The 14,747-nt window shown below is 63.1% G+C and carries 10 protein-coding genes; 6 read left to right on the top strand and 4 right to left on the bottom strand.

Going from position 1 to position 14,747, the window contains the following annotated elements:
• Positions 1-164 precede the first annotated feature (164 nt).
• Positions 165-1,592 (top strand): mechanosensitive ion channel family protein, encoded by a 1,428-nt coding sequence (locus QYE47_RS01350; protein WP_014592833.1) that lies wholly within the window; start codon positions 165-167, stop codon positions 1,590-1,592.
• Between the two features lie 108 nt (positions 1,593-1,700).
• Here the strand turns inward: QYE47_RS01350 and QYE47_RS01345 are convergent, their stop codons facing one another.
• Both QYE47_RS01345 and QYE47_RS01340 read right to left on the bottom strand, forming a co-directional pair.
• Positions 1,701-2,987, bottom strand: coding sequence for an FAD-binding oxidoreductase (locus QYE47_RS01345; RefSeq protein WP_019437042.1), 1,287 nt, complete (start codon positions 2,985-2,987; stop codon positions 1,701-1,703).
• A 157-nt stretch (positions 2,988-3,144) separates the two neighbouring features.
• Positions 3,145-4,635, bottom strand: coding sequence for an aldehyde dehydrogenase family protein (locus QYE47_RS01340; RefSeq protein ID WP_003253547.1), 1,491 nt, complete (start codon positions 4,633-4,635; stop codon positions 3,145-3,147).
• Between the two features lie 135 nt (positions 4,636-4,770).
• Between QYE47_RS01340 and QYE47_RS01335 the strand changes: the two genes are divergently transcribed.
• Complete coding sequence (locus tag QYE47_RS01335) at positions 4,771-5,661, top strand: LysR family transcriptional regulator (protein ID WP_019436537.1); 891 nt, start codon at positions 4,771-4,773, stop codon at positions 5,659-5,661.
• Positions 5,662-5,864: 203 nt separating this feature from the next.
• The gene (locus QYE47_RS01330) at positions 5,865-7,259 is read left to right on the top strand and encodes a VOC family protein (protein WP_004575228.1); all 1,395 of its coding nucleotides are present in this window, start codon (positions 5,865-5,867) and stop codon (positions 7,257-7,259) included.
• Positions 7,260-7,357: 98 nt separating this feature from the next.
• On the opposite strand, the gene QYE47_RS01325 is transcribed toward QYE47_RS01330, so the two are convergent.
• Positions 7,358-8,284, bottom strand: a complete 927-nt coding sequence (locus tag QYE47_RS01325; RefSeq protein WP_014592836.1) for a LysR substrate-binding domain-containing protein — start codon at positions 8,282-8,284, stop codon at positions 7,358-7,360.
• 157 nt (positions 8,285-8,441) lie between these two features.
• Here QYE47_RS01325 and QYE47_RS01320 point away from each other — a divergent pair, with 157 nt between their 5' ends.
• A complete protein-coding gene (locus tag QYE47_RS01320; protein WP_014592837.1) occupies positions 8,442-9,830 on the top strand; it encodes a NorM family multidrug efflux MATE transporter in 1,389 nt (462 codons plus the stop codon).
• A gap of 182 nt (positions 9,831-10,012) precedes the next feature.
• Here the strand turns inward: QYE47_RS01320 and QYE47_RS01315 are convergent, their stop codons facing one another.
• Complete coding sequence (locus tag QYE47_RS01315; protein WP_014592838.1) at positions 10,013-11,680, bottom strand: bifunctional diguanylate cyclase/phosphodiesterase; 1,668 nt, start codon at positions 11,678-11,680, stop codon at positions 10,013-10,015.
• A gap of 295 nt (positions 11,681-11,975) precedes the next feature.
• On the opposite strand from QYE47_RS01315, the gene rep reads away from it, so the two are divergent.
• Positions 11,976-13,985 carry a DNA helicase Rep gene (rep, locus tag QYE47_RS01310; RefSeq protein ID WP_003253537.1) on the top strand — a complete coding sequence of 670 codons (2,010 nt, stop codon included), beginning with the start codon at positions 11,976-11,978 and terminating at the stop codon, positions 13,983-13,985.
• Between the two features lie 111 nt (positions 13,986-14,096).
• Positions 14,097-14,669, top strand: coding sequence for a xanthine phosphoribosyltransferase (locus tag QYE47_RS01305; RefSeq protein WP_003253535.1), 573 nt, complete (start codon positions 14,097-14,099; stop codon positions 14,667-14,669).
• Positions 14,670-14,747 lie beyond the last annotated feature (78 nt).

Below are 14,747 nucleotides of genomic sequence, written 5' to 3'. Positions count from 1 at the left end.
TCGCGGACTCGCCCGCTCCCACAGGGATCGCACAAGATTCAAAATCAGCGCTTTACCTGTGGGAGCGGGCAAGCCCGCGAAGGGGCCAGCACAGGCTTGCATTGCCTGCCCGGCAAACCTGCTCTATTACTACCCACAGCCCTCCCCTCACCCCCGAGACCACCATGCTGGCGTTCATCCAGTCGTCCCCGTTGTTGCTCGGTTGCGCCCTGATCCTGCTCGACCTCGTGCTTTGGCAACTGATCCCCATTCAGCGTCATGCCTGGCGCATCAGCGCGCGCCTGGTGATCTTCCTGCTGTTCAGCTCAGTGCTGATGGCCGCCGGCATGAGCCCGCTGCAACCACCGCCGTGGCCCGACGATGTCTCGCGCAACCTGATGGCCACGGTATTGGCCATCGGCTGGTGGCTGTTCGGTGCGCGCACGGTAACCGTGGTATTCGGCCTGTTGCTGGTGGCCCGTGGCAGCCATGGCGGGCGCTTGCTGCAGGATGTGCTGGGGGCGTTGATCTTCCTCGCCGCCGTGGTCGCGGCCGCAGGTTATGTGCTGCAACTGCCGGTGAAGGGCCTGCTGGCCACCTCCGGGGTAATGGCCATCGTCATCGGCCTGGCGCTGCAGAGCACACTGGCTGATGTCTTCAGCGGCATCGTGCTGAACACCACGCGGCCCTATCAGATTGGCGACTCAATCTCCATCGACGGCACCGAAGGCAAGGTCCTCGATATCGACTGGCGCGCCACGCGCCTGCTGACCGGTACCGGCAGCCTGGCGGTGATCCCCAACTCGGTAGCGGCCAAGGCGCGGCTGCTCAACCACAGTCGCCCGGCCGATGTGCACGGGGTATCGATCAGCGTGGTGGTCCCGGCCAAGGTGCGACCCAAGCGCGTGTTCGATGCGCTGGAAAAAGCCTTGCAGGGCGTCAGTGCCATCCTTGCAACCCCGAAGCCGAAGGTGACGGTAAAGGCCTCGACACTGGAGTCGGTGGAGTACGAGGCCAGCGGCTTTGTGGCCGATGCGGGCGTCAAGGGCGATGCACGCAACCAGCTGTTCGACCTGGCGCACCGGCACCTGGAGGCCAGCGGGGTGATGTGGAACGTCGACCTGGCCGTACCGCCGCGCAGCCGCCAGCGCGAGGTGCTGGATGAGGTTCGAGTGTTCCGCTCGCTAAGTGACGAAGAGCGCGATGCGTTGAGCCAGCGCATGACTGCAGTCGAGTACCTGGCGGACCAGGTGATCCTGGGGGTGGGCGAGCATTCCGATCATCTGCTGGTGATTGGCAGCGGTGTGGTATCGGCCTCGGTGCGCGACGGAGACAAACTGTTGGAAGCCGGGCGCATGGGGCCGGGTGAGGTGCTGGGGATCGAGGGGATCATCGACGAAGAAGATTCGCTGGCCGAATTCCGCACGCTGACCAGTTGCGTGCTGTACCGGATCGACAAGGAACAGGTGAAGAGCTGTTTGCAGCAGCGTGGCGAAGTGCAGACGGCGTTGAGCAAATTGCAGCGGTTCCGGCGGCAGAGCCGGGAGTCGTTGTTGTTGCAGAAGCCGGCCCTGATCAAGAAAGGTGGCTTCCTCAGCTGGCTGCACAAGTAAGCCTGTGCTGGCCTCTTCGCGGGTAAACCCGCTCCTACAGGTTCACCACAGCCCTCTCAGGCGGTGAACAATTTGTAGGAGCGGGTTTACCCGCGAAGAGGCCAGTACTTACAACACAACCCTCAGGCACTGCCCCGCGTGGTACAGCGAGAAGCCAGACTCATAGAACGCGGTCCGCAGCGAAGGCGCGCTCACACCGCTCATCGGCGAAAACGGAATCGGCAGGCTGTCCGCCTCGCCCTTGAGCAGGAACTCGGCAAACGCACGCCCGATCACGGTGCCGGTGGTATTACCGCGCCCGTTGTACCCGGTCACCGCCACCAACCCAGGCGCCGGCTCGAACAGGCGCATCAGGTGGTCAGGCGTGAAGTCGATGCAGCCAGTCCAGTGCATTTCCCACTCGACCTTGCCCAGCTCCGGGTAATAGTGGCTCTGGATGCGATCGGCCCAGCTGCGCACGAACCAGGCTGGCTTGTTGTCGACCCGGCCCAGGCTGCCGAGCAGCAGGCGGCCCTGATCATCACGGCGGATGCTGCTGAGCACGGTGCGGGTGTCCCACGAACCTTGTCCATGTGGCAGCACCTTGTCGGCTGCGGTGCCCTGCAGCGGCTTGGAGGCTACCTGATAGTAATAGCCGCGGAAGAACTGCTTCTGCAGGTTGCTCCAGTCGCCTTCGGTGTAGGCGCCGGTGGAAATCACCACTTTTTCGGCGCGCACAGCGCCACGCGCAGTCTTCACCCGCCAGCCATCACCTTCACGCTCCAGGCCTTCGACCGAAGACTGCTGGAAAATCTTGCCGCCCAGGCGCGCCACGGCAGCCGCCAGGCCCTGGGTGTAGCCCATGGGGTTGATGGTGCCGGCACGGCGATCAAGCAGCGCAGCGGAAATCTTGTCGGTACCGCAGTATTCCTGGCACTGGGCACCGGTCAGCAGCTCGACGTCGGCACCTCGGCGGCGCCATTGTTCGTGACGCGCTTCGAGGTCGGCGATACCGGTGGCGTTGTGCGCCATGTGCAGCGTGCCTTTGTGCTGGGCCTGGCAGTCGATGCCGAGGCGCTCGATCATGGCGAACACTTCAGCCGGGGCTTCGCCAAGCACCTTGTTCAGGCGGCTGCCTTGCTTCTGGCCAAGGGTGGCCTCGACGTCGTCGGGGCGGATCCAGGTACCGGCGTTGACCAGGCCGACGTTGCGCCCGGAGCCACCGTGGCCGATCTTCCAGGCCTCCAGCACGATCACCGACTTGCCCTGTTCGAGCAGGTGGATGGCCGCCGACAGGCCGGTAATGCCGCCGCCGATCACACAGACATCGGCCTTGTGCTCACCGGCCAGGGCCTGGGCGGCGACGGTCGGTTTGCTGACGTGTTCCCACAAGCATTGTTGACGCAGTTCGGACATGGCCGGCTCCAGCAATTTGTTCTTGTTGGGGCCGCAGGGCGGCCCTTTCGCGGGTAAACCCGCTCCTACAGGGGTCGGTGTCGCTTGGACGAACCCTGTAGGAGCGGGTCTACCCGCGAACCGGGGGCCAGGCCCCCGGCCATGCAGCATCAATACATCAGTCGAACACGATACCCTGCGCCAGCGGCAGCTCGCGCGAGTAGTTCACGGTGTTGGTCTGGCGACGCATGTAGCCTTTCCAGGCATCCGAGCCAGACTCACGGCCACCGCCGGTTTCCTTCTCGCCACCAAACGCACCGCCAATCTCGGCGCCGCTGGTACCGATGTTGACGTTGGCGATGCCGCAGTCGCTGCCCGAGGCGCTCTGGAAGCGCTCGGCTTCACGGATGTCGGTGGTGAAAATGCACGACGACAGGCCTTGTGGCACTTCGTTGTTCAGGCGCAGGGCCTCCTCGAAGTCGTCGTAGGCCAGCACGTACAGGATCGGTGCGAAGGTTTCGTGGCGCACCACGTCACTTTGAGCCGGCATTTCAGCAATGGCTGGCGAAACGTAGTAGGCGTTCGGGTACTGGTCGGCCAGCTGACGCTCGCCACCAAATACCTGACCACCTTCGTCGCGGGCCTTGGCCAGTGCACCCTGCATGGCGTCGAACGACTGCTTGTCGATCAGCGGGCCGACCAGGTTGTCTTTACGTGGGTCGCCGATACGCACTTTGCCGTAGGCGGCTTTGACGCGGGCAACCACTTCGTCCTTGATCGAACGATGCACGATCAGCCGGCGCAGGGTGGTGCAACGCTGGCCGGCAGTGCCGACAGCCGAGAACAGGATGCCGCGCACGGCCAGGTCCAGGTCGGCGCTCGGGGCCAGGATCATGGCGTTGTTGCCGCCCAGTTCCAGGATGCTGCGACCGAAGCGGGCAGCAACGCGTGGGCCGACTTCGCGACCCATACGGGTGCTGCCGGTGGCGCTGACCAGCGGTACGCGCGGGTCGTCGACCATGGCTTCGCCAGCTTCACGGCCGCCGATCACCAGTTGTGCCAAGCCAGCCGGAGCATCGCCGAAGGCTTTCAGGGCTTTTTCGAACAGCGCCTGGCAGGCCAGGGCGGTCAGCGGAGTCTTCTCGGACGGTTTCCATACCACCGAGTTGCCGGCCACCAGGGCCAGGGCGGTGTTCCAGGCCCACACGGCAACCGGGAAGTTGAAGGCGCTGATCACGCCGACCACACCCAGCGGGTGCCAGGTTTCACGCATGTGGTGGCCCGGGCGCTCGGAAGCGATGGTCAGGCCGTACAGCTGGCGCGACAGGCCAACGGCGAAGTCGCAGATATCGATCATTTCCTGCACTTCACCCAGGCCTTCCTGGGTGATCTTGCCGGCCTCGATCGAGACCAGCTCGCCGAGGTCGGCCTTGTGCTCACGCAGCACTTCGCCGAACAGGCGCACCAGTTCGCCACGGCGCGGAGCCGGCACACTGCGCCAGGCTTCGAAGGCGCTCTGGGCCTGATCGATGCGGGCGATGGTCTCGGCCTTGCCGAGCAGTTTCACCGAGGCGATCTGGCTGCCGTCGATCGGCGTGTGAACAGGGTAGTCGCCCTGGGTGTAAGCCTCGGCGGCAACGCCAAGGCGCTCGAGCAATCCAGCAACCATTTGTGCATCTCCTACATCGGTGATGGGGTGGAAAAATGATGTGGATCAGTATTAATCCGATCACATAGGTACAACAAACGACCTTTATTCCGCATATCATTCCGTCAGGTAATGATTTGAGCCGCAGAGACCGCTATGTCAAAACGCCTGGTACCCTCCATGACCGCCCTGCAGTGCTTTGAAGCTGCAGCCCGCCATCTGAGTTTTACCCGTGCCGCCGAAGAACTGCACCTGACCCAGAGCGCGGTCAGCAAGCAGGTGGCGCAGCTGGAAGACATGCTGCGCCACCACCTGTTCCTGCGCATCCGCCGGCGCTTGCAGCTGACCCCGGCCGGCAGCCTGTACCTGGCGGAGGTCAACAAGATCCTCACCCAGGTAGATATGTCCAGCCGCTATGTGCTCACCTACGGCGAACAGACCGAGATACTGAAAGTAGCCACTCAACCGAGTTTTGGCGTGCGCTGGTTGATCCCGCATCTGAAAGGTTTTGGCAAACGGCACGGCAATATCCACCTGGACATTCGCAACGAGATGGAGCCGTTCGCCCTGCTGCAAGGCTCGGCTGATGTGGTGTTCTTCTATGGCCAGGGCACTTGGCCGGGGGCCACTTGCGTGGAGTTGTTCCGCGAAGAGGTGGTGCCGGTGTGTGCGCCAGAGCTGCTGGCCGGGCGCAAGCTGGCCGGTGCCGAGGAGCTGGCCGAACTGGTGCTGCTGCAAAGCACCTCGCGGCCGGAGGCCTGGCATGAGTGGTTCCTGGAGCAGGACCTGCAGAGCGTCAGCGCCTACCACGGGCCGCGCTTCGATACGTTCTATATGGCGTTGAGCGCAGCACAGGCCGGGTGCGGGGTAGCGCTGGTGCCGCGCTACCTGGCGGCGAAGGAACTGGCCGACGGTAGCCTGGTGGTGCCGTGGAACCATGCGATGCGCAGTGCCGGGGCGCATTACCTGGCGTATGCCGAGCATGCGGCGGAGGTGCCCAAGGTGCGGGCGCTGGTGGAGTGGATCCACGAACAGCTCCAGGCTTGAGGGCCTCTTCGCGGCTAAAGCCGCTCCTACGGGGCCCTGCGCAAGCCCCCAACCTTGCACGGTCCCTGTAGGAGCGGCTTTAGCTGCGAAAGGGCCGTCGAGGTCGATCAAAAAAGGAATGACACACTCACTTTTTTTCGCTTGTGAGCAAAGTGCATTCCCAGCTTTCATGTAAGCGTCCGAACCCAACCAGGAAGCTAGCGATGCCCGCCAACGATTTCGTCAGCCCAGACAGCATCCGCGCGCAGTTCTCTGCCGCCATGTCGCTCATGTACAAACAGGAAGTGCCGCTGTACGGCACGCTGCTGGAGCTGGTGAGCGAAATCAACCAGCAGGTGATGGCCCAGCAACCCGAAGTGGCCGAGGCCCTGCGCTGGACCGGCGAAATCGAGCGCCTGGACCAGGAACGTCACGGCGCCATCCGCGTCGGCACCGCCGAAGAACTGGCCACCATCGCCCGCCTGTTCGCCGTCATGGGCATGCAGCCGGTCGGCTACTATGACCTCAGCTCCGCTGGCGTACCGGTGCATTCCACTGCCTTCCGCGCGGTGCACGAACAATCGCTGCATGTCAGCCCGTTCCGTGTGTTTACCTCGCTGCTGCGCCTGGAGCTGATCGACAACCCGCAGTTGCGCGAGCTGGCACAGAGCATCCTGGCCAAGCGCCAGATCTTCACATCCCGTGCCCTCGAACTGATCGCCCAGTGTGAGCGCGAGGGTGGCCTTGACGCCGCGGATGCAGAGACGTTCGTGCAGGAAGCGCTGCACACCTTCCGCTGGCACCAGGACGCTACCGTCACTGCCGAGCAATACCAGCAGTTGCACGACCAACACCGCCTGATCGCCGATGTGGTGGCCTTCAAGGGCCCGCACATCAACCACCTGACCCCGCGTACCCTGGATATCGATGCAATCCAGCTCGGCATGCCTGCCAAGGGCATTCCGCCGAAGGCCGTGGTTGAAGGCCCGCCCACACGGCGCCACCCGATCCTGCTGCGCCAGACCAGCTTCAAGGCCCTGCAGGAAACGGTCGCCTTCCGCGACCAGCAAGGCCGCGAAGGCAGCCACACCGCGCGCTTTGGCGAAATCGAGCAACGTGGCGCGGCGCTGACGCCGAAAGGTCGCCAGCTTTACGACAAGTTGCTCGACGCTACCCGCGCTGCGCTGGGCGGCGCTCCGGCCGAAGCCAATGCCGAGCGTTACATGGCGCTGCTGCAGGCAAACTTTGCCGAATTCCCGGATGACCTGGCGCAGATGCGCGAACAAGGCCTTGCATATTTCCGCTACTTCGCCACCGAGAAAGGCCTGGCCGCACGCGATCAGGAAGGCCGCCCAACCACTCTGCAAGGCTTGATCGACGCGGGCCACGTGCACTTCGAGGCGCTGGTGTACGAGGACTTCCTGCCAGTGAGTGCGGCGGGGATCTTCCAGTCCAACCTGGGTGACGATGCGCAGGCCGAATACGGCAGCAACGCCAACCGCGAAGCGTTCGAAGCGGCGTTGGGGTTGCAGGTACAGGATGAGCTGGCGCTGTATGCGCAAAGCGAGCGCCGGTCGCTGCAGGCCTGTGCACAGGCATTGAACCTGGGCTCGATGTAAATCTGTACCAGCCTCTTCGCGGGCTCGCCCGCTCCCACAGGTACAGGGCATACGACCTGTGGGAGCGGGCGAGCCCGCGAAGAGGCCGGTGCAGGTGATCAAAGAGGCGGCAGGATTTCCACATCCGGCAAATCCATTGCCGCCACCTCGCCTTCCAGGAACGCACTCAACCGCCGCAACCGCTCGCCGCCTCGCCGGGTGCGCGGCCACACCAGGTAGTAATCCATGCCGCTGGGCACCGCTGTCGGCCATGGCAGGCTCAAGCGCTTCTGCGCCACATCTTCGGCCACCATCAGCAGGTCGCCCATGGATATCCCGTAGCCACGCGCCGCGGCAATCATGCCCAGCTCCAGGGTATCGAACACCTGGCCGCCCTTGAGCGACACCTGGTCGCCAAGCCCCATACGCTCCAGCCATTCCCGCCAGTCACGCTTGTCCACCGTGGGGTGCAGCAGTTCGACAGAGGCCAGCCTGCACACATCCCAGGGCTCCTCGTCGAGCAGGTCCGGCGCGCCGACCGGGATCAACAGCTCAGGGAACAGCTTGCGCACCTCCCACTCCGGCGGGAATACCCCGTCGCTGAGCAACACAGCGCAATCGAACGGCTCCTGGTTGAAATCCACATGGTCGACATCCATCCAGGCGCTGGTCAGCTGCACCTCATTGCCCGGCTGCAGATGCCGAAAGCGGCTAAGGCACGCCAGCAACCAGCGCATGGTCAGGGTCGAGGGGGCTTTCATACGCAGTATGTCGTCTTCACCACACAAGGTTTCACAGGCCCGCTCAAACGCCGCGAAACCCTCGCGCACGCCCGGCAGCAGTACCCGCCCCGCTTCGGTAAGTTGCAGGCTGCGGCCACTGCGCACGAACAGGCGGCAAGCAAAATGCTCCTCCAGCGTACGGATATGCCGGCTAATGGCGCTTTGGGTGATAGAAAGCTCTTCGCCTGCACGGGTAAAGGAACTTAGCCGCGCGGCAGCTTCGAATGCGCGCAAGGCATACAGCGGTGGTAGCTGGCGTGGCATGAGGCACCTGCAATATGGGCGTGTTAGGCAAATCTCCGAGAACCCTATATACATGAGTTCAACTCATGCCAACTATCGCATTTATCCTTTTGTGCAAAGTTGACCGAAGCCTCAGAATCGCCCTTCGTTGATCACCCCAGAATGAAGGACTGCCCCCATGCACGTCGCGCCCACCACAGAACTCAAGGCTTTGCTGCGCCTGGCCGGGCCGCTGATTGCCTCGCAGTTGGCGCACATGCTGATGGTGCTGACTGACACCCTGATGATGGCCCGCATCAGCCCTCAGGCTTTGGCGGGTGGTGGCCTGGGGGCAGCCAGCTATTCGTTCGTATCGATCTTCTGCCTGGGCGTGATCGCCGCAGTCGGCACGCTGGTGGCCATTCGCAAGGGTGCCAACGACATCGAAGGAGCCACCCGACTGGCGCAGAACGGCCTATGGCTGGCCTGGGCCTTGGCGCTGTTCGCCGCGCTGGTGCTGTGGAATCTTGAACCTGTGCTGCTGCTTTTCGGGCAGAAGCCCGAGAACGTGGCCTCGGCCGCCGAATTTCTCACCCTGCTGCCACTGGCCCTGCCCGGCTATCTGACCTTCATGGCCTTGCGTGGTTTCACCAGCGCGCTGGGCCGCTCGACCCCGGTGATGGTCATCAGTTTGTTCGGCACGGTGCTCAACTACCTGTTCAACGTGGCACTGATCGAAGGCATGTTCGGCCTGCCCAAGCTGGGCCTGATGGGTATCGGCCTGGTCACTGCAGTGGTGTCGATGGGCATGGCCATTGCCTTGGCGTTGTATATCCGCTGGCATCCGGCCTATACCGCCTACCCGCTGCGCAAGGGCCTGTCACGCCCATCACTGGCGGCCCTGCGCGAGCTGTGGCGGCTGGGCCTGCCGATTGGCGGTACCTACATGGTGGAAGTGGGCCTGTTCGCCTTCGCCGCGCTGTGCATGGGGGTGCTGGGCAGCACCGAGCTGGCGGCGCACCAGATTGCCCTGCAGATCGTGTCCACGGCATTCATGGTGCCGACGGGCTTGTCCTATGCGGTGACCATGCGCGTCGGCCTGTACTACGGCGCTGGCAACCTGCTGGCGGCGCGCAGCGCCGGCCGGGTGGGCATCGGGTTCGGGGCCATGATCATGTTTGCCTTCGCCGCCCTGTTCCTGCTGCTGCCCGAAGCGCTGGTAGGGCTGTTCATCGACCGTAATGACCCGGCCTTTGCCGCGATCTTCCAGGTGGCCGTGCAGTTATTGATGGTGGCGGCATGGTTCGAACTGTTCGACGGCATGCAGACGATTGCCATGGGCTCGATCCGTGGCCTGAAAGATGCCAAGACCACCTTCCTGATCGGGTTGGTGTGCTACTGGCTGGTGGGGGCGCCGAGCGCCTGGTTGTTCACCTTTACCCTGGGCGGTGGTGCAGTAGGGATCTGGTGGGGGCTGGCACTGGGGCTGGCGTGTGCGGCGGTGGCGCTGACCTTTGGCTTTGAGTGGCGGATGAAGCGGCTGTTGGGGAAGGCTTGGGCTGCCGGGAAGGCGACGGCTTCAGCCTGACGTGGGGCCTCTTCGCGGGTAAACCCGCTCCTACAACGGCCTGTGTCCAACCCCGGTGTGTGTGTCCACCGCAGATCAGTGTGTAGGAGCGGGTTTACCCGTGAATACGGTGGTGGCGGCAACGGTGAACGTCTGGTGGAGATTGGCCAGCAGGCCCGGCCCATTCGCGGGTAAACCCGCTCCTACAGGACAGCCTCCAACTGGCGTCCGGGCGCCTGCAGCAAATACGCCATCAATTCCCCTATCGGTAGCGGTTTGCTGACCAGGAAACCCTGCACCTGGTCGCAGCCAAACCCGCGCAGCAACGCCAGTTGCTCTTCACTCTCCACACCCTCGGCCACCACCTCGAGGTTGAGGTTGTGCGCCAGGTTGATCATGGCGTGTACCAGCTTGCGGTTCTCTTCACGCATTTCCATTTCCGCAACAAAGCTGCGGTCCACCTTGAGCAAGGTGATCGGCAGGCTGTTGAGGTGCACGAACGAAGAAAACCCGGTGCCGAAATCATCAAGCGAGAAGCGCACGCCCAGGCGGCCCAGCGCGTCCATGGTCTGGCGCACCACCTCGTTGCGGCGCATCACCGCCGTCTCGGTCAGCTCGAACTCAAGCCAGCGGGCATCCACGCCGTGCTCGAGGATCAGGCGACTCAACGTGGCCAGTAGCTGGCTGTCCTGGAACTGGCGGAAACTCAGGTTGACCGCCATGTGCAGCGGCTCCAGGCCGCGTTCGCACAACGCCTGCATGTCACGCAGGGCACGGGAAATAACCCAATAACCCAAGGGCACGATCAGGCCGCTCTGCTCGGCCAGTGGCACGAACTCGCTGGGCGGCAGCAGCCCGCGCTCGGCATGGCGCCAGCGCACCAGCGCCTCCAGGCCAACAATGCGCCCGTCAGCCAGGTTCAGGCGGGGCTGATAGTGCAGCTCCAGTTCGTCGCGGCGCAGGGCGCGGCGCAACTCGCTTTCCAGGTCGGCAAGGCTGCGGGCGTTGCGGTTGATGCGTTCGTTGAACACATGGAAGGTGCAGCCTTGGCTGCCCTTGGCCTGACGCATGGCGATGTGCGCGTGCCACATCAGCGGATCGGCGCCGCTCTGCGCGCGAGCATGTGCAAGGCCCAGGCTGCAGCCCAGCAGCAGGCTTTCGCCGTCGATCCAGTAGGGCTCGGCCAAGGCCTCGACGATGCGTTCGGCAATCCATTCAGCGCGATTGGCATCGCGACGGGTGTCGATAAGCAGGGCGAACTCATCGCTACCCAGACGTGCCAGCTGGTCGCCAGCCTCCAGCTGATGCTTCAGCCGTGCCACCACCTGCAGGATCAACCGGTCACCGCTCTGGTGGCCCAGGGCGTCGTTGACGTGGCGGAAGTTGTCCAGGTCCAGGTGGCCAAGCGCGACACCACGGCCTTCGTTTTCGGCCAGGCGTGCATTAAGCAAAGCCTGGAAGCCCTGGCGGTTGGCGATGCCGGTCAGCGGGTCCTGCTCGGCAAGGCGCTGCAAGGTGGCGACCAGCACCCCGCGCTCTCGCACATGGCGCAGTGAGCGGCGAAGGGTATCGGCGTTGAGCTGGTCGCGCACCAGCCAGTCGCTGACAGCGCTGGGCGCGGCCTCAGGCTCGTGGTCAAGCAGCAGGATGGTCGGCAGCTCGCATCGCCCGGGGGCAGGCTGCAAGCCTGGCGTTGCCAGCACGACGGCCTGGCGATCATGGCTGAACAGACTGTCGACCGCCTCCCAGTTTGGCGCAGTCAATAGCACGGCGCTGCCACCCAGTGCAGGCATGCACGCGTGCAACGAGGCAGCCCATTCCGGCTCATCGGCCAACAGCAGCAAACGCAGAGGTTCGACAGGCGTGGACAAGCGGGCTCCTTAGGGCTTGACGGTGCAACGAGATCTGGCGGGCATGCTACTGCATTCAATGAAAATGATTTTCACTTTTATGCATGTTTTTCGATCGTAGCATTCCGACGTATTTTGTCGTGCATCCTGCGCGAAACGAATCAAACCGGCAAATATGATTTTTTCAGCTACTAGCATTAGTGACACTAATAATTAGACGGACAAAAGTCTGACTCAGACGTCAGACGGTCGCGCCACAACGGCCCCATGCCTGTTAGAATGCGCGGCTATTTTCTGGCGACCCCCGGTTTCTAGCATGTCCCGACTCAATCCCCGGCAGCAGGAAGCCCGTGACTATGTCGGCGGCCCTCTTTTGGTGCTCGCCGGTGCAGGTTCGGGCAAGACCAGCGTGATCACGCGCAAGATTGCCCACCTCATCCAGAACTGCGGCATCCGCGCCCAGTACATCGTGGCGATGACCTTCACCAACAAGGCCGCGCGCGAGATGAAGGAGCGGGTCGCCACCTTGCTGCGCCCGGGGGAAGGCCGTGGCCTCACCGTGTGTACGTTCCACAACCTGGGCCTGAACATCATCCGCAAGGAACACGAGCGCCTGGGCTACAAGCCGGGTTTCTCGATCTTCGACGAGTCCGACATCAAGGCGTTGCTGTCGGACATCATGCAGAAGGAATACTCCGGCGACGACGGCATCGACGAGATCAAGAACATGATCGGTGCCTGGAAGAACGACCTCGTTCTGCCACCAGAGGCCCTGGAAAAGGCGCGCAACCCACGCGAGCAGACCGCCGCCATCGTCTACACCCACTATCAGCGCACGCTCAAGGCGTTCAACGCGGTGGACTTCGACGACCTGATCCTGCAGCCGGTCAAACTGTTCCAGGAGCACCCCGAGGTGCTGGAGCGCTGGCAGAATCGCGTGCGTTATCTGCTGGTGGACGAATACCAGGACACCAACGCCAGCCAGTACCTGCTGGTGAAAATGCTGATCGGCATGCGCAACCAGTTCACCGTGGTGGGCGACGACGACCAGTCGATCTACGCCTGGCGCGGTGCTCGCCCTGAGAACCTGATGCTGCTCAAGGAGGACTACCCCTCCCTGAAGATCGTCATGCTCGAGCAGAACTACCGGTCCACCAGCCGCATCCTGCGCTGCGCCAACGTGTTGATCGCCAACAATCCGCATGCGTTCGAAAAGCAGCTGTGGAGCGAGATGGGCGTGGGCGACGAGATCCGCGTGATCCGCTGCAAGAACGAGGAAGCCGAGGCCGAACGCGTGGCCATGGAAATCCTCACCTTGCACCTGCGCACCAACCGACCGTACAGCGACTTTGCCATCCTTTACCGCGGCAACTACCAGGCCAAGCTGATCGAACTGAAGCTGCAGCACCACCAGGTGCCGTATCGCCTGTCGGGCGGCAACAGTTTCTTCGGCCGCCAGGAGGTCAAGGACCTGATGGCCTACCTGCGCTTGCTGGTGAACCCGGACGACGACAACGCCTATCTGCGGGTAATCAACGTACCGCGCCGGGAAATCGGCTCCACCACCCTGGAAAAGCTCGGCAACTACGCCACCGAGCGCGGCATTTCGATGTACGCCGCCAGCGAGGAGCTGGGCCTGGGCGAGCACTTGGACGCCCGCTACACCGAGCGTTTGCAGCGCTTCAAGCATTGGCTGGATGGGGTGCGCCACAAGGTTGCCCTGGAAGACCCGATTGCCGCGCTGCACGAGATGATCCGCGACATCGACTACGAAAACTGGATCCGCCAGCAGACTGCCAGCGACAAGGCTGCAGAGTTCCGGATCAGCAACGTCTGGTTCCTGGTGGAAGCGCTGAAAAACACCCTCGAGAAGGACGAAGAGGGTGACATGACCATCGAAGACGCCATCGGCAAGTTGGTGCTGCGCGACATGCTCGAGCGCCAGCAGGAAGAAGAAGAAAACGCCGAAGGTGTGCAGATGATGACCCTGCATGCCTCCAAGGGCTTGGAATTCCCCTACGTGTTCATCATGGGCATGGAAGAGGAAATCCTCCCGCACCGCTCCAGCATCGAGGCCGACACCATCGAAGAGGAACGCCGCCTGGCCTACGTGGGCATCACCCGCGCGCGCCAGACCCTGGCCTTCACCTTCGCCGCCAAGCGCAAGCAGTACGGTGAAATCATCGATTGCACGCCCAGCCGGTTCCTCGACGAACTGCCTCCGGACGACCTGGCCTGGGAGGGCCTGGACGACGCGCCGGTCGAGGTGAAGGCCGCTCGCGGCAACAACGCCCTGGCCGATATCCGGGCAATGCTCAAACGCTGATCAACCATTACTCTTTAACTTTGCCGCTTTTAGCGGCCACGGTGGTTTGTATGGCCGATTTGAGCTCACAGATCGGCCATACAGACCACTATCTACATCGAGGAAATCACAGTGGAAGCACTGCATCAGAAGATTCGCGAAGAAGGCATCGTGCTTTCCGATCAGGTTCTCAAAGTCGACGCGTTTCTCAACCACCAGATCGATCCCGCGCTGATGCAGCTGATCGGTGACGAGTTCGCTCGCCTGTTCGCCGACGCCGGCGTGACCAAGATCGTTACCATCGAAGCCTCGGGCATTGCCCCGGCGGTGATGACCGGTCTGAAACTGGGTGTGCCGGTCATCTTCGCTCGCAAGCACCAGTCGCTGACACTGACCGAGAACCTGCTGACCGCCTCGGTATATTCCTTCACCAAGCAGACCGAGAACACCGTGGCCATCTCGCCGCGTCACCTCAACAGCAGCGACCGCGTGCTGGTGATCGACGACTTCCTGGCCAACGGCAAAGCCTCGCAGGCGCTGATCTCGATCATCAAGCAGGCAGGCGCCACCGTGGCGGGCCTGGGTATCGTGATCGAGAAGTCGTTCCAGGGCGGCCGTGCCGAGCTGGACAGCCAGGGCTACCGCGTTGAATCGCTGGCCCGGGTGAAGTCGCTGGAAGGTGGTGTGGTCAGCTTCATCGAATAAGGCCTCACCGCCCCGGCGTAGGAGCGGGTTTACCCGCGAATGCGATGGCAGATTCAATATCGCATTCGCGGGTAAACC

Origin of the sequence: Pseudomonas sp. 2,4-D, from assembly GCF_030418155.1 — a bacterium.
GTDB classification, from domain to species: domain Bacteria; phylum Pseudomonadota; class Gammaproteobacteria; order Pseudomonadales; family Pseudomonadaceae; genus Aquipseudomonas; species Aquipseudomonas alloputida.
Note: the sequence above shows the minus strand (reverse complement) of the source record. Positions and strands in the feature narration are given on the sequence as shown.